Raw genomic sequence first — 20,825 nt, 5'->3', positions numbered from 1 at the left:
TGTATATAACAGGATACCTGCTACTACCAAATTTAGCTTTTTACAGCTCCAAGCGTCATACCCTTCACGAAATACTTCTGCAGGAAAGGATATACCATCAGGATTGGAACGGTAACGACAATCGTAATCGCCATCTTAATGGATTCAGGTGAAACCGATGCGATCGCCTGCTGCGCATTCGGGTCGCGGTAATTGCTGCCTGTTTGCGTGGACAGCAGCACCTTCATCAGTTCGTACTGCAGCGTCGTGTTCTCTGGACTCCGATTGTTGAACAAGTAAGTGTCAAACCAGGAGTTCCAGTGTCCGACTGCAATAAACAAGGCAATGGTTGCGAGGACAGGCTGGCAAAGCGGAAGGATAACCTTCCAAAATATGGTCCAATCATTCGCGCCGTCGATTTTGGCCGACTCTTGCAGCGCATACGGTAGTCCGTCAATGTAGGAACGGACAACGAACACGTTCCAAACGCTGAGGAGTGCAGGAATGATATAAACTGAGAAAGTGCCAATCAAGCCAAGATTTTTCATAAGCAGGAAGCCTGGAATCAGGCCGCCCGTGAAATACATCGTCAAGGCGAATACGACTGACATCCATCTTCTAGCTTGGAAATCGGGACGGCTAAGCGTGTAAGCCATCATCGATGCGGATAGTACGCCGATTGCTGTACCGATTACGGTACGCAATACGGAGTTTTTAAAGCCGACAAGCAACCCGTCGAAACCGAATATCGTTTCATAGTTTTTCAACGTAAATTCACGAGGGTATATGGTTAGACCGCCTCTTACCGTATCCACAGAATCATTAAATGATATAGCGAGTACGTTGAGGAACGGATATAACGTTACGATTGCAACGATCGTCATGAATACAAAGATGAAGATATCGAATATTTTGTCGCCCGTATTTCTTTTGATAGTTCCTTGCATATGCGTTTCCTCCTATATGATTGATTCTTTGGTGACTCGTTTGTATATTCCGTTAGCGATAAACACTAATAGGATGCTGACTACGGAGTTAAAGATACCGATGGCCGTACCATACGAATATCGGCTCATTTGAATACCGTACTTGAGCGCATACAGGTCGAGCACCTCTGAGTAATCGGATACGAGAGGATTGCCTAGCAAAAACTGTTTTTCGAAGCCAATGCTTACCAAATGGCCGATCGATAGGATGAATAGCACCATAAAGGTTGTCCGGATACCCGGCAGCGTGATATGCCACATTTTACGGAACCGGCCTGCGCCGTCAACCGTTGAAGCTTCATAAAGCTCTGGATCGATTCCTGCCATAGCCGCTAGGAATATGATCGAGTTCCAGCCCATTTCTTTCCACAAATCGGAAAGTGTTACAATGCTCCAGAACCACTCGCCTTTGGCCATAAACTGTACCGGCGCATCAATAATGTTCAGGTACATCAGTAATTGGTTGATGGCACCGCCGTCAGTCGACAGCATTTTGGATACGAGCCCCGCCACAACTACCCATGATACGAAGTGAGGTAAATAAGAAATGGTTTGAACGGAACGCTTGAAGAACTGTCCCCTCATCTCATTCAGCAATAATGCGAAGATAACCGGTACGGTGAAACCTACAATTAATCCCATCGTACTCATGGCAAGCGTATTCCGCAAAACGATATAGAATCTTTCGTCCTGGAACAACTCTATGAAATTATCGAGCCCTACCCACTTCTGATCCAATATAGAGTTTTTTGGTTTATAATTTTGAAAAGCGGTAATCCAGCCCCATACCGGCACATAGCTGAATATGAATATCCAGATGACGAATGGCAATGACATCAAGTACAAATAACGCTGCTGGAATGCTTTGAACCAGAATCGGTTCTTTTTGGTTGTCGTCCCAATTTTCGGGCTACCTTCTGTTAGCGGTTTCATCGCTGCTCCTCCTATTGTTTTTGCTTCCTGCAAAAACGTCGTTCGTAAGCTTCCTCTTTGTATGTGTAGCTTACCCTCTCTTATCTGTACTTATCATAAACGATGAGGGCCGCTCTCTTAAACCCGATAAATTAGCTCTAAAATCATATCAAAATACGTACTTTCAAGCGCTTTCATAACCAACGGTTATAAAGGTGAAACGCAAAAATAACGCCTTTAGCGCCGGCTGCTCCATGAGCATGGCGGTATAGGCGTTAGTGGACTTTAGCTATCTATCGAATCGCAGCCATAAGCTAATCAGAAATCGATTTGCCTGATATACTCTTAAAGGAAGAAGGAGAAACGCCTTTATACTTCTTGAATTTGCTATGGAAGTAATCGACATTCGCGTAGCCGACGCGTTCTGAGACTTGATGAACCTTAAGACCTTCCTGCAGCAGCTCGATCGCATGCTGAATGCGCACTTGATCCAAATACGTGTTGAAATGCTCGCCGGTATAGTTTTTGAACATTTTGCCCAGATAACCGCTGTTGTAATTAAATAGCTCAGCCAGCGTCTCCAGCTTAATATTCTCGCTGTAGTGGCGTTCAATAAAATCCGTCATCTGCTTCATGACTGACAAACTGTCGGATTTCCCGATCTTTGCGGTCAGATCCAACAAGCGCTGCTGCAGCTGAACGATCATTTCTTGATAGTGATGGGCAAGATACAGCGCGGTAATCAGGGATAGATCCTCCTGCATCGAAACTTGCGGGTTAGATATCGTTGCTTTATTCAGCACAATCGTCAACAGCTGCGCCCAGCTTGACTTTACGAATTGCTCCGACATATCCCGTGCGCAAATTTGATCAGATGCCTCTTGAATGGCTTTATCTACGCCGTCCTTGCTCCCGATATCAATCATGTAATAAAGCTTCTGCGCCAGCGTATCGATCGGCAGCTCCTCTTCCTGCTCGGGTGCCGGTTGTTTCGCATCAGCAGATTCGGCAGTGAAATGAATATGCTGTCCCTGCAGCATGAAACGCTGTTTAAGCAGGCCTCTCACCGAATGGACAGAATGCAGCAGCTCTTTCGGTTCGCGTACCGGATCACTGGCAACCGCAGCAAATCTAACCTTTGGACCGCAGCATTCTTCTATCCAAAGCTTCATTTGCTCTTGCGAGCCGTCTTGCAATAAATAGTCCTTCAGCAATATGCCTACGTACGGCTCTGCTGAGAAGGCCCAACCGATTTGCTTTTGCGTCACGATTTCCGAAAGCTTCTTCTTAAGCGTGGCATTCATGGTCAGGGAATGCTCCCGGCTGTACAGCTCGATCAGCAGCAGCTGATAATATTTTGCCGGTTCCCCCAATAAGGCTTTTAGGTCTTGGCTCCCGGCAGCCTCTGGATCGAATTTCCCGGCTGCAAGCTGCTGAAGCATTTCCTCCCGCAGCAGTACGGTCGTCTGCTCCGAATTTTGCAGCTGCTCGGATTTATTTTTGAGCTGGCCCGCTATTCGCTCGATATTGCTCTCCAGTTCGTCCTCGTCAATCGGCTTCAAAATATAACCGTCCACATTGTGCGCAATCGCCTGCTTGGCGTAATTGAATTCCGCATAACCGCTTAAGATCAAGAAATGGCAGATGCCGTCTGTTTTTCTTATTTCCTCTATCGCTTGAAGCCCGTCCATACCCGGCATGCGAATATCTATTAATATCAAGTCGGGTGCAAGCGATGCGTGCTTTTCTACCGCTTCTCTTCCGTTCGAAGCGATTCCCACGACCTTAAATCCGTATTTGTTCCAATCGACCAAGGTTTGCAGCCCTTCCCGGATCATTGGTTCATCGTCGACAATCAATATTTTATGCATAAGGATGACCCCCTATCGGAATTTCAAACGCGATTTTTGTTCCGGCTCCCAGCTCGCTTTCAATCTTCAAGCCGATACCGTCTCCATAAATCATAACGAGCCGTTGATGGACATTCCGCAATCCTATACGATATTCTTCCTCTTCTTCCATGTCGTGAAGCGAGGCATTGATTAGCTTGATTTTATCTTCGCTGATCCCCACGCCGTTATCCGAGACCTCTACGCGGAGCATCTGATCGATTACTTTCGTCGTCAACAAGACAAAGCCGCCCTCCGCAATATTTTCCAAACCGTGCACGACCGCGTTCTCGATAAGCGGCTGTATGATAAGCGGCGGAATCTCAGTTTCCTGCCCGGTTGGATCGATCTCCAGGCGGAAGGTAAGGCGTTCATTCCCGTATCTGAATTTTTGGATTTCCAAATAGCAGCGCACGGTTTCCAGCTCTTCCTTCAGGGCGATTTTTCTCGTGCCGATTTCTAAGTTTCGGCGGATCATTTTGCCCAGCATGCGAACGATCGAAGAGATTTCGGTCTCGCCCTTTATATGTGCCTTCATGCGAATCGATTCGAGCGCATTAAATAGGAAATGCGGGTTGATTTGGCTGGCCATCATCTTAAGCTTAATCTCTTTTTGCCTGAGCTGAAGCTGGGCTTGCTGCATGTGCGAATCGGCGACCTCGTCCATCAAGCCCCGGATGCTGACCACCATGTTATTAAATTGCTTGGATAAAATGCCGATTTCGTCATTGCCCGTCACATGGGAAATCACGTTGAGATCGCCCATCGCTACTTTGTTCAGATCCTTGTTCAACACAAGCATCCGTTTCGCCAAAATGGTTGAAAAAATATAGATCAAAATGAAAGCGATAACCAGACTCAGCATAATGATGCCGAAGCCGAGCAAGCTGATGCGGTTAGCCCCGCTTACGATGCTGTCAATCGTAAAAACAGAGACGATTTTCAGTCCGTTATGGCTGGATTCGGGAAGCAAATCCTCGATGACGATTTTGGAAGGCTTGCCTTCGTATTTAAATTCGTAGGTTCCCTCCGCTTTATCCGTCAATTGGCTGGCAAAGTCAAGCTCATCGATCTTCTTGCCTACCCACTTCGGGTTTTTAGCCGCAATCATATAACCGTTATCATCGATAATCATCGTATCAAAGGGCTCTTGGCTGATCATCGCATTTAATTCATCTTGATTGACTCCGATAACCAGCACGCCGCTTGTCCGATAGGTAGGAAACGTAATCTTGCGGATGAGGCTCAAATAATTGCGTCCGCCCTTCGTCTCATCAGCAATATAGGCCCAATGAATGCCGTCATGTTCCATGGCTGATTGATACCAAGGCAGTTCCTTTGTCGTCTCCGTCAGCTTCAGGAATTCCCAATTGTCTAATATCGACATGTTGGTCGTATAGAAGCGAATATTGTAGATTTCACTATACTGCGCAATATAATCGCGGAAATCCCGATACTCCCAAAAAGCTTTCACGACTTCAAAGGTGGAATTGTAATGCGTATTGACGACGTTCGTTAAGCGGCTGTCGACAAGCAGCTTATCTGAAATCCCAATCGGCATGCGAATGATATCCATGGTTTGTTTTTTTACCCGTTCCACGTTATTCGTAATTTGCTGGGTCGCTTGATCCAGCACGTTCTGGCGAAAAGCAACGGTCAGAAAAACACCAACGATCAGCACAGGCACGAATACGACGAGGATAAACGAAAAAATCAGCTTTTTTTTGATACGAATATTGTTCATTTTAAGTGCAAGCGCTCTGATGCTCATCATCATATAGGCTGCTCCTCCTTCACCAAGGAAGCGTTTACTTTTTTAATCTCAGTTTGAAGCATCCTATATTATAAAGCGGGTATAGTTGCATTCATACATGGCTTATTCGTTATTTTATCATATAAAAATTAGACATTACTGTCCGCAATTTCACTTTATTAAAAAAACCGCTCTGATTAGAGCGGAATACGGTAAGACGAAAGCTGTTCGACGATATGCTCGCCTTTGTTGTAAACCCATTTAAATACAAAATCATCGCCTGAATAGCTTGTTTTGGTGCGAATATCCGGGAGGATCACCGCTTGGAAATTTTCCAAAATGATCTGCTGAAGCGAATCGAGACGCTCTTTATTCTGCTCTAGCTGCGATTCCGCCTCCCCCGCCGATTGCGCGGTTTGCATGAAATAAGCGAGGTCTGCCTCCCTGTCGCTGACTCCCTCCGGAAAAGGATGGCCCGAACCCCGAAATATTTCTTTTACCGTATCAATCCAGTCCTTGTATAAGTTGATTTCGATTCCATTCTTCACGACGTTAAGCTCCTCTGCCGGTGGTAATTGCTCTTTTTAAGGATAAAGAAGGCTTCCAAAAAAAGCAACCGCGGCCTAACATACGTAAATAGCAAAAAAACGGAGCTGTGCCAAGGGCCTCTTTCGGCCTATGGCACAGCTCCGCTCGTCGCTCGGATCTAGTCTATTCTTGGATGCGGAATCCGCTAAGCTTCACGCTTCCCTTTAAGCCGATAACCAAATCTCCATCGGACTTCGCGTCCGGCAGTTCGATTCGAACGTTTTGCCACTCTTGCTCCCTGCTCGCATCAACTGGGCAAGAGCCGATAACCGCCGAATCCAATCCGCCGATTCGAATGGTTAGCTCGCCGCCTTGTTCGCCGCCGCTGACGCGGGCCTCGAATACGGCGGATCCGTTCGACCAGTCGACGTCGGCGAATTTGATCCAGCCTTCTGCCTGCGACAGCCTTACCGCCGTGCCGCCTTCCTTGCTCTCATCCAAATAAACATTGGCGTAATCGTCATAATTTTCTGCGCGGGTTTGCTGGGATAGATTGCGCGCCGGGATAATCTCGCCATCGATCCGAATGGAGGCAGAAGCTTTCACGTCAGCGGAGGAACTGCCTGCGCTGAACGTATACTCCGCAGCTTCCAGGCAGAAGCGGTCACGCGTGACATCCCAGAGGGCAAGCTCTTCCGCGGGAACGATGAGCTGAACATCCTTCGTCTCGCCCGGCTGCAGCGTAATGCGCGTAAAGCCGACCAGCTTCTTCAGCGGACGCGCCACTCTCGAGCCTTCCGTACGGACATACAACTGAACAACCTCATCGGCTTTCAAGCCGGACGTATTCGTCACTTGAAGCTGAACCGTTACGCTTCCGTCAATGCTTACGGCATTGTTTGTAATTTCCAGCGGACTATACTGGAAGGAACCATAGCTGAGACCATAGCCAAACGGATACAAAGGCTCTCCGTCAAAATACAAATACGTCCTTTTCCCCTTCAAAATATCATAATCCATCAGATCTGTCAGCTGCTCCTCCGATTTGTACCAGGTCATATTCAGGCGTCCCGCAGGGGAGTAATCGCCGAATAGAACGTCTGCGATGGCGTTGCCAAGCTCCTGCCCTGCATGAGACAAATAGATAATCGCCGGAATTTGTTCATTAACCGCATTCAGCGTAAACGGATAACTCCCGATAACGACAACGACCGTATTTGGATTCGCGGCGTACACTGCGCTGATCAATTCATTTTGAGAAGCGGCAAGATCAAGGCTCGGACGGTCAATTTCTTCCTTGCCGTTAATCAGCGGATTATTGCCCACGACGACGATTGCCGTTTCTGCTGCCTTGGCTGCGGCTACTGCCTCAGCGATACCATCCGCTATCACGTCTTTCGTAAACAGCTCGGTTGCACCGATTTCTGCAGCCTCCGTCACTTGAAGCGAATCCGCGCCGCCGCTCCGAGCGGTAACCAGTCTGCCGTTCCATGTGCGAATCGCGAATTGATGATTGGATTGCTCATCCAGCTTAAATACTTCCTTCACATACCAGCCGAAGGCTTCGCTCGCTGCCGCAGCGATATTCACGTCATCGGCGCTTGTCAGCAGCTTGCCGGTCCTCTTGCTTTCTAGCGTAAAGCTTCCCCAGCCCCAATCGGTTATCTCGAACGTTTCGCCTGCTTCATCCGAATCGCCCGCTTGCAGACGGCTTTCATTGTCGGTGGAAGCGCTCAGCGCTTTGCCGTTAGCCGCTGATTTCAATACGACGCGGTCATTTCCGCTGCTGTAAGAGACCGTTTTGCCGTTCAGCTTGCTTTGGATGCCTTCAAGCGGCGTTACTTTATACGGAAGAGAACCGGAATACCAGTCACGGTAAACAACATCGGCAAGCGGTCCGATTACGGCTACGTGATTGAGCTTCTCTTTGTCCAAAGGCAAAGTCTTATTCTCATTCTTCAGCAATACGATGGACTCGCGTGCAGCCTGCAGCGACAGCTCGCCATGCTCAGGCGCGCAAAGCTTTGATTCCGGCATATTCGCGTATGGATTTTGCTCGGCCGGATCGAATTCGCCAAGGCGGAAGCGAACGCGGAATGTGTTGATGAGCGCTTTGTCCAAATCCTGCTCCGTCAGCAGCCCTTCGGCCAAAGCCTCGCGAATGGCGGCGCATGATTTTTCCTTGTCATCGGTAATGCTGTCGATTCCCGCTTTGATGGAATGCGCAACGGCATCTTTATAGGAATCGTAATATTTATGATCGTTAACGATTCCTAGAAGATCACCCGCATCGCTTACGATGAATCCGTTCATGCCCCATTCTTCTTTTACCACTTTGTTCACGTCTTCATGCAAAATCGTCGGCGTGCCGTTAACCGAATTGTACGAGGTCATCATGGAATGCGCGCCGCCCTTAACGAAAGCAGGCTTAAACGCGGCTTGGTAATATTCCTTCATATTGCGCGGGTCAATGCTTGCCGAGCAGCTGCCGCGATTGATTTCATTATTATTGCCGATAAAATGCTTCAAGGTAGCTACGGCTTTGAAATAAAGCGGATGATCGCCTTGAATGCCTTGCACGAGCGATGCCGTCAGCTCGCCAGTCAGCTTCGGATCCTCCCCGTACGCTTCCTCCGTCCGTCCCCAGCGCGGATCACGCTCCATATCGACGGTCGGCGCCCAAAGGGTCAAGCCGTTAATGGCCGGGTTGCGCTGAAAATAGACGCGCGCCTCATCGCCGATAACGGAGCCTACCTCTTTGAGCAGCACGGGATTCCAAGTACAGCCCAGCCCGATCGGCTGCGGGAACGTCGTCGCTTCGCCTAGCCAAGCCATGCCGTGTGCGGCTTCCGTTCCGTGCTTGTAAGGCTTAACGCCTAACCGTTCGATTTCAGGCTGATACTGGACCATGGAATCAATTTTCTCATCGAGCGTGAACCGGGAAACGAGGTCGGATACCCGTTCTTCCAGCGGCAGCTCTGTATTTTGAAATGGGAAATGCGTATTCGTTGTCATTAAGGTTACTCCCCTTCTATAGTTGCAGGTATGATGCTGTACCATTCGTTAATAGCGGTCTTGAACGGCTTGGAACCGTCAATGACGGTGCCATCCGCGGCTTGAATTCGGATAGCTTCTTTGGAATGCAGTCTGCATTCCGATCCATGGGTGGAATAAATCCGGCCTCCTGCCAGCTTTCCGACAGCCCATTCGATCTCAACGGCAAAGCCGCCTCTTGCCTTGAGGCCTTTGACAGAGCCGTTCGGCCAAGCTGCAGGCAGAGCCGGCAGAAGCTCGATGCTGCCCAAATGGCTTTGCAGCAGCAGCTCGGCGATACCGGCCGAACCGCCAAAGTTGCCGTCAATTTGAAACGGCGGATGGTCATCGAACAAATTCGGATGCGTCGAGCGCGCGAGCAGCGTATGAACAAAGCGATACGAGGATTCTGGATCCTGAAGCCGCGCGTAGAGGTTAATGAGCCACGCGCAGCTCCAGCCCGTATGGCCTCCTTCGCTCCGTATCCGGCTTTCCAGCGACAGCCTGCTTGCTTCCACGAGCTCTGGCGCCGTTTCTGAATTAATGGTCGTACCCGGATATAAACCGAACAGATGCGAGACATGGCGATGCCCGGGTTCATGCTCTTCGAAATGCTCATGCCATTCCTGCAATAAACCGTTTGGAGAAATCTGCAGCGGAGGAAGCTTGCGCTTTGCCTCTTCCAGCCGCTGAACAAAGGAATCATCCAGCTGCAGCAGCCCCGCCGCGGTGAGACAGTGATCAAACAGCTCACCGATTAAGGTAATATCCATGGCAGACGATTCCGCTACGCTGCTTGCCTCGCCCTGCAAAGTCAAAAACTTGTTCTCAGGCGACGTGGAAGGCGACGTCATCAGCTGTCCGTCTTCGTTTTCCTGCAGCCAGTCCAAACAAAATAGCGCCGCTCCCTTCATGAGGGGATAAGCTTTCTCCCTTAAGAAAGCTTCATTCGGATTATATAAATAATGCTCCCACAAATGCTGCGTCAGCCAAACGCCGCCGAGCGGCCAGAAGGCCCAGCTCGGATGGCCTGCGGTCGGTGTCGATGTCCGCCAAAGATCGACATTGTGATGCACTGCCCACCCCGCGCTGTCGTAATGAATGGCTGCCGTGCGTGCGCCGGTCTCGCTAAGCTCGTCGATCAGCTTAAGCAAAGGCTCATGGCATTCGCTCAAGTTAGCCAGCTCGGCAGGCCAATAATTCATTTGCGTATTTATATTTGTTGTATAATCGCTGTTCCAAGGTGGCTGCACCCGGTCATTCCATATTCCCTGAAGATTCGCCGGCTGTGTCCCGGGACGGGAGCTGGCCATGAGCAAATATCGGCCATATTGAAAATACAAAGCTTCAAGCTGGGGATCCTGCTCGCCGCGCTTATACGCTTCAAGACGCTCGTCTGTCGGTAACAGCGCATTCGGCGTTTGACCTAAATCGATGCTGACCCGCTGAAATAATTCGCGGTGATCCCGAATATGCCTCTCTCGCAGCTGATCATAGGTGTAACTCAATGCCGCAGTAATCACCTTGTTATTTCTTTCGCTTAGCTCCGCCTCGCTCTTGATCGGCGGTTGATCGAATTTCTCGAAGCTCGTCGCGGCGCTGAGCAGAAAAATAGCCGTACGGGCGCCCTGAATCTTAAGTTGGTTATTTTCGCTAATCGTTACATGACCGCCGTCAACGATGACCTGCAGCTTAGCCTGAAAAGTAATGCCTCGGTTGTCCTCATACTGTACCGCTCTTGGATGATCGCCCCGGTAATTGTCAGCCACATGGCTCGGACAGCGTCCGTGCAGGACGATCGCCTCGCCTGACGCAGAAGAAAGAGCGTACTGTACCGATGCTTGCAGCGAAGCCGTAAGCTCCAGCCTCTGATCGCCGTTCGCTTCATACCTGGCGCACATCACCTGATCGACCGCGCTTATGAATAGCTCGCGCATAAATTCCGTTTGCCCGACTTGAAACCGCGTAGAAGCGATCCCTGAGTCAATATCAAGTCTGCGGACATAATCTTCCGGCCGACTATTATTCGCAGAAAAATGCTGCTCAACGTACCAATCGCCCATAGGCTGGTAGGATTCCGTATTCGTCCCAAGCATTTTCGCTTCTATAAGCTGCTCTGCTTCAACGAATCGTTTTTCCTTGATTAATTCACGTGAGCGCTTTAAATAGCGCAATGCCTCGTAATTGTTCGTATCGCGCGGAAAGCCCGACCACAACGTATCTTCATTTAATTGAACGCGTTCCTTATCCACGCCGCCAAATACCATGCCGCCGATTCGGCCATTGCCGACCGGCAGCGCTTCTTCCCACCGGGAAGCCGGCTGCTTATACCAAAGGTTCAACGGATGTCCTTGCTCTGACCCATAGCTCATATTGTTGGTCTCCTGTTATCTCTCTCGACTTAATATTATAAAAAAACGCTTATTATCCATCATAACGGAATATACCTCTCGTACAGTACCCATCAGATTTCATAAAAATTCATATGGAAATTAGCGCTTGCCTGGTGCCGGAACGCAAAAAAACGAAAAACAAAAAAATCGTTGTAAGCACCAGCCGATGCCTACAACGATTTCGATCGAGAATGGAGAAACCCGCTTATACCTTTACAAGCCAGCTGCTCCGAATACCTTGTCAAATCCGGCTTTGGAGCGCTGAATGAGCTCCTCCGGTGATTGCGCTGGCGCTTCAGCCGTTAAAATCTCCTGCGATACGGCTCCTTTATAGCCGATTTTCGCAAGCGACTGCAGGAATCCCGCCAAATCAATAACCCCTTCGCCCGGATAGATGCGGCCATTATCGAGCGCTTCTTCCACAGGAACGTTTGGCGCGTCATTGATATGCACATGCACGATTTGATCGGCGCGGAGCGCTTCAATATCCGCAGTAGTCAACTCGTTCGTATACCAATGATAAGCATCGAACAACAAGCCGACATTGCTCTCGCCAATCGCGTCAATCCACTCCAGCGTCTCCTCAAGCGTCCAAATAAACGGGTTCGCCCAGCGAGTGCGCAAATGATGGGGTCCAACGAACTCCAGCCCAAGCCGAATGCCGTAAGCGCCTAATATTTGCGCACAGGTACGCAGCCTGCGCGTGGCAAGCGCCATGAAACGCGCTGCTTTTAAATCCGTTGACGGCAGGATATAAGTGCAGCAGCTTGTGCAGCCTAGAGCCGCCGCTGCCGCAGCAGCGCTTGCCAGCTTCTCTAAACCTTCAAGAAAAGCCTCTTCGGTCGTTCTCCATTCAACAGGCAGACCGATCGATCCGATTACCAAGCCGTTGTTCGCTAGAAGCTCGCGTGCTTTCTCTACGCCATGGCGTTCGATAAGCGATCCCGCATCTAAATCCACGGCTTGGAAGCCGTATGCGCCAGCAAGCTCGATGAGGCGCTCATCGCTCTCAATGCGTCCAAGCCCTGCGCCGGTTAAACCTCTCAGCATTTCATGACCTCCTCTATTTTCATATCGAATATTATTGCTTTAAATTCCAATCCAGCTTTACTTCATTGCCCGTGCGGGAAGATTCATAAATGGCATCAAGCACCAGGTTGTTCGTAAAGCCTGACAGCACGGAAGTAATCGGCTGTTTGCCTTCACGGATGCACGCCAGGAAGTGGCGGCTCAAACGCGCACGCTCTCCCTCGTCATTATCCGGTTTGCTCAACACGCTTTCAATAGGACGGTCGAATTTTTCAGTAAGCAGCTTGCCTTCGGAACCGCGGTAGCTGGCTCCTCCTTCGGAACCCATCACATGGATGAACGGGGAATTGTCCGTATCCATATGTACAGCCCAGCTTACTTCCAGCGACAGCGTGCTGCCGTCTTCCATTTTAATCAGCGCGGTTGCCAAATCTTCTACATCATAAGTCCCGTCCCAATCCGGCGTACCCCATGTGCCGATGCCTTTGCGGTTTGGACCAAATTCTGCATAGGTTGAACCATAAACCGAAACCGGCTTAGGATTGCCCATTAAGTATAGCGCAAGGTCAAGCATGTGAACGCCGATATCGATTAGCGGACCGCCGCCGGATTGGTCCATTTGCGTAAACCATGTGCCCCAGCCCGGGATGCCTTTGCGGCGGAACCAGCCGGTTTTTGCCGAATAGATTTTCCCAAGCTCGCCCCGCTCGATTTGCTCTTTGATCTGCATCGCGATAGATTCCCAACGCATTTGATGCGCAACCATAACCACGCGGTCCGATGTTTCGGCAGCATGCAAAATTTGGCGAGCGGCTTCGCTGTTGATGCCCATCGGCTTCTCCAAAAGCACATGCTTGCCTGCAGCCAGCGCCTGTACGGCCAGCGGGGCATGAAACTGGTTAGGTACGCCAATAATAATGGCATCGATATCCGAACGCGCGATCAGTTCGTATTTGTAGCGATTACATTTTCAATGCCGTACTGCTTCGCCAGCTTCTCCGCACGCGCCAAATCCAGATCGGTTACCGCCGTAATGACGCAATCATCGCCCAGCTTCGAAAATTCGCCTGCATGGACATTGCCGATATTACCCGCGCCGATCATACCTATTCTTGTTTTATTTTCTGTAGACATAAAGATTCCTCCTACGTTTTTTATAAGACAAAGTCCGTTTTATAAGCATTGATTTTGCTAACGCTCGTTCTCGTTATTTATGTTAGAATAAACGGGATTGGAAATCGTGCTCGTTTTTCGTTAAATGTCTCAGTTTTTCGGAGGTTATCAACCATTCATGACTTACATACCTGATTATCTGAAAACGTATCCAAATATGAATACCTCTTCGCCACTCCACATCAGCTTGAACCGTCTCTATCACGGCTTTCGTCCGCACCGTCATGACTTTCTGGAATTCTCGTATGTCGTCGACGGCAGAGGCTCCGAATCTATCAACGATGCCCGGCATCAAATGCTGCCAGGCACGTTTACATTCGTATTGCCCTATCAGGTGCATGAGCTCTTTACGGAGCCCGGAAGCACCTTGGTCTTGTATAACTGTATGTTCAGCATGGATTTATTGATGGAGCCTGGCCAAGATGAGGGCTTATTGGATCTGATTGACCAGAATACGCTGCCTCCGTTCGCTCAGCTAAGCGGCGCCGGCAATGAACGGATGAAGCAGTTGATCGAGGAGATGTTTCAAGAGTATGAGGGGAAAGAGCCTTGGCGCCGCACGATGCTGCAGGTAAAGCTAAAGGAAATCTTGGTTTGCTTCGACCGGTACCGCCGGAAAGAGGAGCCTCTAGCGGATATCTCGAGGCATGCGCCGAGGTCAAGCGCCTCCATTTGGCCAATCATTCATTATATCCATCGCCATTATCAGGACGAGCTTGCGCTTTCGGACCTTGCAAGCCGCTTTTCCCTCAGCGTTTCCCGGATCAGCGAGGTAATTAAGCAGACAACAGGGCAGACATTTGTTCATTTCCTCCATGATTTGCGTCTGCGGCATGCGTGCAGCCTGCTTGTTTCTACGGATATGAGTGTCGCCGAAATCGCGCTCGAGGTCGGCTACGGTTCCTACAAAACGTTTTCACGTATTTTTCGCGAAACAAAGGGCGTCGTTCCAAAGGATTACCGTAAAATGAAGCTTAGCCAGGAGACGCTTGTACAACAATAGCTTACTTCTATAAACAAGGGCTGCCCCAAGTAGATTCTTCTACTCGCGTGGCAGCCCTTGCGCTGTTATGTGTTTAATCGAAAATAGACAAAACCACGAATATAATGGCTAGCAATACGTAAATGACTAGCGACACCACCATTAAAGTCCGCTTACTCACAGCGCTACTCCCCTTCCAGCACCGATTAGGCTATACACCATTATTGTATGTGTGCGGGGACAACGCGGAAATTGTCCAAGTGAGAAAAAACGTCCTCCCATGGCTCCTGGTCTGAAGGAGCCTGCCTTACCTTATTCACCTTGCTCATCCAGCGGCTTCAAAATCCTTGGTTCCCCTATACCGTTTTGAGCTACTTATTTTCCGCGGCTTTCCGATCGGAAGGCAGCAGGATCGTGAGCATACCGAGCAGCGGCAAATACGAGGTGCAGCGGATAACGAACTCGATGCCCATGGCATCCGCCAAATTGCCGAGGATCGCAGAGCCAATGCCAGCAAGGCCAAATGCCATTCCGAAAAACACACCCGAGACAAGGCCGACCCTGCCCGGAAGCAGCTCGTTCGCATAAACCAAAATGACGGAGAAGGCAGAAGCCAATATTAGCCCCGCGCAGAAGATTAAAATGACCGAAAAGGTTAAGTTCGCATAAGGAAGCAGCAGCGCAAACGGCGCCGTCCCTAAAATAGAAAACCAGATTAAGCTGCGCCGGCTGAATTTATCCGCCAGCACGCCGCCAAGCAGCAGTCCGATGACATTCGCGGCGAGAAAGACGAACAGCACCATTTGCGCATGGCTGACGGAAAGGCCAAAATGAGCCATCGCGTAAAAGGAATAATAGCTGCTGATCGCGGCGATGTATACATTTTTAGAAAAAACAAGAATCATGAGGATCGTAATCGCAAAGACGACTTTACCCGCAGATACGTTAAGTTTCGAGGCGGGCTTAGCCGTGTCCTTTTTTTGAACGGCGGGTGCGAGCGCAAGCTGTTTGCCGTACCATTTTGCTACGTTGAATTGTATAAAGATCCCGACCGAAACGACGAGAGCGAACCAGATGACCCCGCGCTGACCCGTATGCACGAACAGTACGGCCGTCATGATGGGCGCAAGCGACTGCCCGATATTTCCGCCAAATTGAAAAATGGACTGTCCCGTTCCTTTTTTCATGCCAGAAGCTAAATACGAAACGCGCGCGGATGCCGGATGGAAAACCGCAGAACCGATACCGATCAGCATCACCGCGGCCATCACCATCCAGAAGTGAGTGGCGTAGGAAAGCGCCGCCACGCCTCCCATCGTGAACAGCATACCGATTGGGAGCAGCATCGGCTTCGGATGCGAATCGGATAAAATGCCAATGACAGGCTGCAGCATGGCTGCCGTTATATTGATCATTAACGAGATCAATCCGATTTGCGCGAAGGTGAGGGATAGCGAATCCTTTAGGATCGGAAATAATGCCGGAACGACCGATTGAATCGTGTCATTAATCAAATGAACGAAGCTAATCGCAAACAAGAGCGGGTATATCGTCTTCGTAACAGACGGCGGCGCCGCAAGGGAAGCTTGGGTGCTTGGCATGGACAACGCTCCTTCCTGAATAGGTATGATTTTTGTGATATGCAATATATCGCATATTATATTTCCATTTTCGGTTAAAAGCAACAAAAGATCATGTGCCCGGTCGTTTGCGTCCAAGGTCTCCTCTGCGATATATTATATATTGATATATTTTCTAATTCGCTAATAAGGTATCCACATCATACAAGGAGGGTCTCCGCTGCCTATTCCAACCGACTATTCATCCCCTGTCAGACTATCTGCCAAAGAGCGAACCTTGAGCCAGCTGCAAAAATGGATTATCGACGGCACGCTCCAGCCTGGAGAAAAGCTGAACGATACCGAGCTGTCCGAAGCGCTTGGCGTAAGCCGCACGCCGATAAGAGAAGCCTTTCAGCTGCTCGAGGTCCAAGGGCTGATCCAAACCTTTCCAGGCAAGGAAACACGCGTAACGACGTTGGAGAAAGATGATATCCTCAAGCTGTATGCTCCGCTTACGGCGCTTCAAGCATTAGCTGCGGAACTCGCAGCTCAAAATGTGCAGCAGGAGCATATCGACCAGCTTCGGGCAATCAATGCCAGCTTCAACGAATATGTGAACAACGAGCAGCTCTATGAAGCAATGGAATATGATGAGGAATTTCATGAAACGATCTTGCTTATCGCGAATAACCCCCATATCTCATCCTTCTGCTCCTCCCTGCAAATGCATATCAGAAGGTATAAATATATCTTCATCAAGCGGCCGAATTGGGAGTCCCAAGCTGCCGTCGATGATCATGAAGCAATCATCAAGGCACTGGAAGCGCGCGATTCCGAAGCGGCAGCGCGATTAATGAAGCATAACCTTGAAAGACCGCTCGAGCATTTGGATAAAATGCTTCGCCCGCTTTAAAGCTTGTGCTTATCGTTCATAAACAAAAGGGATCAAGCAGCGGCTGCGCCTGCCTGATCCCTTTTTTTTGCTGTCGCGATAACTTGCATCCCGCCATCGAGCAAAATAAAGGGCGATGCTGCTTCCGGCATAAACGCCGGGAACAAAGTCGCCCTATTCGACAGCTATTTAGTTTGGAGAAAAGCTTGGAAATGATCCGAGCACTGGCTGCCGCATGGTCAGCCCTCTCTCATTCATTCCCGCTCAAAATAACGGGCAATCTCGATGATCAAAGCACCCATTCTTTCGATTTCCGGAACAACCATTCGTTTCACGCCGTATTCCTTCAGCGCTTCAGCCGTTACCTTGCCTACCGCGGCAGCGACAACCTGCTGCTCAAAGCATGCCAACAGCTGCTCCTTGCGACCTGCTGCGACCGCATGCCTGAACAAATAATGCACCTGAACCGCCGTCGTAAAGCACACCGTATCGACGGATCCTTCCGCAAGCTCTTCCATAAGCGTTGCCAAGGTCTCTTCGCTTGGCGGAACATGTCTGTATGGCAGCACAGACTCCACCTGCGACGCGCCTTTGCTTTCAAGAAAACTTACCAGCTCCGGCGCTGGTTCACCATGAAGCTGGATCCAAACGCGCTGCCCGGAAAAATCATAGTCAGACAAGTTTTCTATGAGCCCCTGCATCGTTCCGTCATCATCGCTGACGACCGCCTTAAGCCCGTTCCGCTTCAAAAACGCTGAGGTTTTATACCCCCTTGTCGCGATCTTCGCTTCGGATAGCCGGGCAAGCACATCTTGCCCGAGCCCCAGCTTCTCAGAGGCGGCAACCAAGCTGTCCGAGCCCAGTCCCGTCGTCAAAATAACCCAGTCCGAGCCCAGCTCCACGAAACTGCGCAGCGGTTTTTCCAGCTGTTCCTCTTCAAACATCGTTAATCCCTGCAAGGAGCGAATGATAGGAACTCCGCCCTGCTTCTCTATGATCAAGCCCATTTCATCCGTTTTCCGCGATCCGGCAATGACAACCCGTTTTCCCTGTAATCCGTTGATTCCCATATTATTCAAGCCACCGTACTTTCGGTAAATTTGCCTTAGTCGAGGTCATTATACCAAAAGGAGCTGCAATACGCATCCTTTATGTCAGATAGATGTCAGGCATTTTCCCATAGCTGCTTGAAAAAAATCTCATACACCCTGCAATATACAATTTTTAGGATCAAATAAACCGGAATAATTAGCAAAATCCCTAGAATGCCTGCAATGTCCCCGCCGACAAGCACTAACACGATCGTCGTCATGGGATGGATATCAAGCTGCTTGCCGAAGACGTATGGCGCAACTAAATTATCTTGAATCTGCTGGGATAACGTAATAATAACAATCGACCAGATGGCGATGGAAGGAGATTCGATGAATCCGATAATTACGATCGGGACGGAAGACAGGAATGATCCGATAAAAGGAATAAAGTTCAAAATGACTGCGACAACCGTCAGCAATAGCGCATATGGCAGGTCAATGATAAGGAAGCCGACATACATGAATACGCCAAGCGCCAGATTCACAATGACACGGCCGACAATAAAGCTGCTCAGCATATGATCGATATCCTCCATCACTTCCGTTCCGTCCTTGCGAAACCTCTTGGGAATAAAGCTGACGATTTGTTCGCCAAACTTCCCGCCCTCCTTCAGCATATAGAACAGAAGAATCGGGAAGGTAACGAGTGCAATCGCAAAGTTAGAGAAGAACGTGAGCATGCCGGAGAAATAGTCCGTTAACAGCGTAAAGCCTTTGTTTAAATATTCGGTCAGCTTGGTTAACGGATTAGCGTTCTCCGGCAGGAAGGATGAAATAAAACTATTATGCTCCAGCTCCGCCACCTGCTCGCTTAAGGTGATGAACAGCGTAGGCGCGTTTTCAAGCAGATTCAACAATTGTGTCCGAAGCGATGGCCATACTCCTATGCTGAAGACGACAAAGATAGCGGCAAAGGCCAAATAAATAAGTAAAACCGCAAAAGTTCGATTAACTTTTCGCCGTTCCATAATATTGACGAGCGGACGCAGCAAGTAATAGAAAAACCCCGCCAGCATAAGCGGAATGATAATCATGCTGAAAAGCGATAGCACTGGTTTGAAAATAAAATCGACGCGCGATCCCAAGTAAATAATGATCAGTATTAAAATGATGGAAATACACCATCTGATAAACCGATTATGTCTGGCCATTTGATCACCTTCTTCAATAGGTTACTTCCCTATTACCCATTGCTCCTGCGGCTGAAACGATTCCGCATCATCCGACTTCCCTGTGCTCACACACAAAAAAGCAGATCTTCTTAGGGACTGCTTCTCCCTCGAAGATCTGCTGTTTTGCCTTAAATATTGGAAACCCTTACTCGTTTTCCGCATCATATTTCTTCAAAATAATAACCGCGTTATGGCCGCCGAAGCCAAAGGAGTTGGACATGCCGACTACGATATTCGCCTGACGCGCTTGGTTCGGCACGTAATCGAGATCGCAAACGGGATCAGGCGACTCTTGGTTGATTGTCGGCGGGATCATGCCAGCCTGTATGCTTTTCACCAAAGCGATCGCTTCCACTCCGCCTGCTGCGCCGAGCATATGACCTGTCATCGACTTGTTCGCAGTCACGGGAATGCGATAGGCTTGCTCGCCAAACAGCTTTTTGATTGCCGCGGTCTCCGAACGGTCGCCGATTTCCGTGCTGGTGGCATGCGCGCTGATCACATCAATCTGATCAGGCGCTAGGTCCGCTTCCCGCAAAGCATGCTTCATAGCTTGGTAAGCACCAATGCCCTCCGGATGCGTGGCTACCATATGATAGGCATCTGAGCTGGCGCCGTAGCCGACGACCTCTGCATGAATACGGGCGCCTCTGCGCTGCGCATGTGATAAAGACTCCATCACAAGTATGCCGGCACCCTCAGCCATCACAAAGCCGTCGCGGCTGGCATCGAAGGGACGGCTTGCTTGTTCCGGCTTCTCGTTTCGGGTCGAAACGGAGGTTGCGTTGCTGAAGCTGGCAAGCGATATATCCGTAATGGCCGCTTCCGCGCCACCTGCGATGACTACATCCGCGCCGCCTGAACGGATAAGCCGCCAAGCTTCCCCGATCGCCGTATTCCCGATGGAGCATGCCGTTACCGGAGCCATGGATGGACCCTGCGTGCCGAAACGGATGCTGATCATGGCTGCGGCCATGTTTGCAATCATCATCGGGACAAGGGTTGGACTTACCCGTTCAGGTCCTCTCTCATGCAAGAGCTCGGCTTGGCCGAGCAAGGTTTGAATGCCGCCGATGCCGGAGCCTACATAAACGCCTACGCGTTCACGATCCGTATCGTCCATTGCAAGTGACGCATCCCCCAGTGCCTGTTCAGCCGCTGCAACCGCAAATTGGCTGAAACGATCCAAGCGGCGGGCTTCCTTCCGGCCGAACAGCGCCTCTGCGTCAAAATCCCGCACAAGGCCTCCGATTTTCGATTTATGCTTACTGGTATCGAAAGAATCGATTGATGATATACCAGATCTCCCGTTTACTAATCCGTCCCAAAACTGTTCTACGTTGTTTCCCAGCGGCGAGATAACGCCCATCCCTGTAATTACGACTCGTTCCATCGTGAATCCTCCTTCGCAAACTCCTTTATGGATTGTAGTTTGTCATAGAAGTTAT

At 49.7% G+C, this 20,825-nt stretch carries 16 protein-coding genes; 2 read left to right on the top strand and 14 right to left on the bottom strand.

The features are described 5' to 3' along the window. Nucleotides 1-32: 32 nt before the first annotated feature. The 10 genes from ACN6MW_RS25820 to ACN6MW_RS25775 all read right to left on the bottom strand — a co-directional run bounded on the left by ACN6MW_RS25820 (nt 33) and on the right by ACN6MW_RS25775 (nt 13,636). The gene (locus tag ACN6MW_RS25820; RefSeq protein ID WP_419872711.1) at nt 33-926 is read right to left on the bottom strand and encodes a carbohydrate ABC transporter permease; all 894 of its coding nucleotides are present in this window, start codon (nt 924-926) and stop codon (nt 33-35) included. A 12-nt stretch (nt 927-938) separates the two neighbouring features. Then, nucleotides 939-1,898, bottom strand: coding sequence for an ABC transporter permease (locus tag ACN6MW_RS25815; RefSeq protein ID WP_419872710.1), 960 nt, complete (start codon nt 1,896-1,898; stop codon nt 939-941). A gap of 293 nt (nt 1,899-2,191) precedes the next feature. After that, a complete protein-coding gene (locus ACN6MW_RS25810; protein ID WP_419872709.1) occupies nt 2,192-3,748 on the bottom strand; it encodes a response regulator transcription factor in 1,557 nt (518 codons plus the stop codon). Then, complete coding sequence (locus tag ACN6MW_RS25805) at nt 3,741-5,543, bottom strand: cache domain-containing sensor histidine kinase (protein ID WP_419872708.1); 1,803 nt, start codon at nt 5,541-5,543, stop codon at nt 3,741-3,743. Before ACN6MW_RS25805 ends, ACN6MW_RS25810 begins: the two co-directional genes overlap by 8 nt. 173 nt (nt 5,544-5,716) lie before the next feature. Beyond that, a complete protein-coding gene (locus ACN6MW_RS25800) occupies nt 5,717-6,067 on the bottom strand; it encodes a hypothetical protein (protein WP_419872707.1) in 351 nt (116 codons plus the stop codon). Between the two features lie 163 nt (nt 6,068-6,230). Then, nucleotides 6,231-9,062: a glycoside hydrolase family 3 C-terminal domain-containing protein gene (locus tag ACN6MW_RS25795; RefSeq protein WP_419872706.1), complete on the bottom strand. Its 2,832-nt coding sequence runs from the start codon at nt 9,060-9,062 to the stop codon at nt 6,231-6,233. A 5-nt stretch (nt 9,063-9,067) separates the two neighbouring features. Next, nucleotides 9,068-11,452 (bottom strand): glycosyl hydrolase family 95 catalytic domain-containing protein, encoded by a 2,385-nt coding sequence (locus ACN6MW_RS25790; protein WP_419872705.1) that lies wholly within the window; start codon nt 11,450-11,452, stop codon nt 9,068-9,070. Nucleotides 11,453-11,686: 234 nt separating this feature from the next. Then, nucleotides 11,687-12,523, bottom strand: coding sequence for a sugar phosphate isomerase/epimerase family protein (locus tag ACN6MW_RS25785; protein WP_364141518.1), 837 nt, complete (start codon nt 12,521-12,523; stop codon nt 11,687-11,689). A 31-nt stretch (nt 12,524-12,554) separates the two neighbouring features. Next, nucleotides 12,555-13,415 carry a Gfo/Idh/MocA family protein gene (locus tag ACN6MW_RS25780; RefSeq protein WP_419876451.1) on the bottom strand — a complete coding sequence of 287 codons (861 nt, stop codon included), beginning with the start codon at nt 13,413-13,415 and terminating at the stop codon, nt 12,555-12,557. 29 nt (nt 13,416-13,444) lie between these two features. Then, complete coding sequence (locus tag ACN6MW_RS25775) at nt 13,445-13,636, bottom strand: Gfo/Idh/MocA family oxidoreductase (RefSeq protein WP_419872704.1); 192 nt, start codon at nt 13,634-13,636, stop codon at nt 13,445-13,447. Nucleotides 13,637-13,793: 157 nt separating this feature from the next. Between ACN6MW_RS25775 and ACN6MW_RS25770 the strand changes: the two genes are divergently transcribed. Next, nucleotides 13,794-14,678, top strand: coding sequence for a helix-turn-helix domain-containing protein (locus ACN6MW_RS25770; protein ID WP_419872703.1), 885 nt, complete (start codon nt 13,794-13,796; stop codon nt 14,676-14,678). A 350-nt stretch (nt 14,679-15,028) separates the two neighbouring features. Here the strand turns inward: ACN6MW_RS25770 and ACN6MW_RS25765 are convergent, their stop codons facing one another. Beyond that, a complete protein-coding gene (locus ACN6MW_RS25765; protein WP_419872702.1) occupies nt 15,029-16,258 on the bottom strand; it encodes an MFS transporter in 1,230 nt (409 codons plus the stop codon). Nucleotides 16,259-16,457: 199 nt separating this feature from the next. Between ACN6MW_RS25765 and ACN6MW_RS25760 the strand changes: the two genes are divergently transcribed. Further along, nucleotides 16,458-17,132 carry a GntR family transcriptional regulator gene (locus ACN6MW_RS25760; protein ID WP_419876450.1) on the top strand — a complete coding sequence of 225 codons (675 nt, stop codon included), beginning with the start codon at nt 16,458-16,460 and terminating at the stop codon, nt 17,130-17,132. A gap of 233 nt (nt 17,133-17,365) precedes the next feature. Here the strand turns inward: ACN6MW_RS25760 and ACN6MW_RS25755 are convergent, their stop codons facing one another. From ACN6MW_RS25755 to fabF, 3 genes are all read right to left on the bottom strand, one after another. After that, entirely contained in the window at nt 17,366-18,181 is an 816-nt protein-coding gene (locus tag ACN6MW_RS25755; protein WP_419872701.1) for a uroporphyrinogen-III synthase, read from the bottom strand. Nucleotides 18,182-18,276: 95 nt separating this feature from the next. Continuing rightward, complete coding sequence (locus tag ACN6MW_RS25750) at nt 18,277-19,356, bottom strand: AI-2E family transporter (protein WP_419872700.1); 1,080 nt, start codon at nt 19,354-19,356, stop codon at nt 18,277-18,279. A gap of 166 nt (nt 19,357-19,522) precedes the next feature. Next, nucleotides 19,523-20,770 (bottom strand): beta-ketoacyl-ACP synthase II, encoded by a 1,248-nt coding sequence (fabF, locus tag ACN6MW_RS25745; RefSeq protein WP_419872699.1) that lies wholly within the window; start codon nt 20,768-20,770, stop codon nt 19,523-19,525. Nucleotides 20,771-20,825 lie beyond the last annotated feature (55 nt).

The organism is Pristimantibacillus sp. PTI5, assembly GCF_048572955.1.
Taxonomy (GTDB): Bacteria; Bacillota; Bacilli; order Paenibacillales; family Paenibacillaceae; genus Pristimantibacillus.
This window is presented reverse-complemented; position numbering and strand designations above follow the sequence as displayed.

What these genes read in the sequence shown, in the direction of transcription:
- ACN6MW_RS25775 (WP_419872704.1), bottom strand. Translation starts at nt 13,636, where the DNA reads ATGTCTACAGAAAATAAAACAAGAATAGGTATGATCGGCGCGGGTAAT.
- ACN6MW_RS25770 (WP_419872703.1), top strand. Translation starts at nt 13,794, where the DNA reads ATGACTTACATACCTGATTATCTGAAAACGTATCCAAATATGAATACC.
- fabF (WP_419872699.1), bottom strand. Translation starts at nt 20,770, where the DNA reads ATGGAACGAGTCGTAATTACAGGGATGGGCGTTATCTCGCCGCTGGGA.
- ACN6MW_RS25785 (WP_364141518.1), bottom strand. Translation starts at nt 12,523, where the DNA reads ATGCTGAGAGGTTTAACCGGCGCAGGGCTTGGACGCATTGAGAGCGAT.
- ACN6MW_RS25755 (WP_419872701.1), bottom strand. Translation starts at nt 18,181, where the DNA reads ATGGGAATCAACGGATTACAGGGAAAACGGGTTGTCATTGCCGGATCG.
- ACN6MW_RS25790 (WP_419872705.1), bottom strand. Translation starts at nt 11,452, where the DNA reads ATGAGCTATGGGTCAGAGCAAGGACATCCGTTGAACCTTTGGTATAAG.
- ACN6MW_RS25805 (WP_419872708.1), bottom strand. Translation starts at nt 5,543, where the DNA reads ATGATGATGAGCATCAGAGCGCTTGCACTTAAAATGAACAATATTCGT.
- ACN6MW_RS25765 (WP_419872702.1), bottom strand. Translation starts at nt 16,258, where the DNA reads ATGCCAAGCACCCAAGCTTCCCTTGCGGCGCCGCCGTCTGTTACGAAG.
- ACN6MW_RS25820 (WP_419872711.1), bottom strand. Translation starts at nt 926, where the DNA reads ATGCAAGGAACTATCAAAAGAAATACGGGCGACAAAATATTCGATATC.
- ACN6MW_RS25815 (WP_419872710.1), bottom strand. Translation starts at nt 1,898, where the DNA reads ATGAAACCGCTAACAGAAGGTAGCCCGAAAATTGGGACGACAACCAAA.
- ACN6MW_RS25810 (WP_419872709.1), bottom strand. Translation starts at nt 3,748, where the DNA reads ATGCATAAAATATTGATTGTCGACGATGAACCAATGATCCGGGAAGGG.
- ACN6MW_RS25795 (WP_419872706.1), bottom strand. Translation starts at nt 9,062, where the DNA reads ATGACAACGAATACGCATTTCCCATTTCAAAATACAGAGCTGCCGCTG.
- ACN6MW_RS25750 (WP_419872700.1), bottom strand. Translation starts at nt 19,356, where the DNA reads ATGGCCAGACATAATCGGTTTATCAGATGGTGTATTTCCATCATTTTA.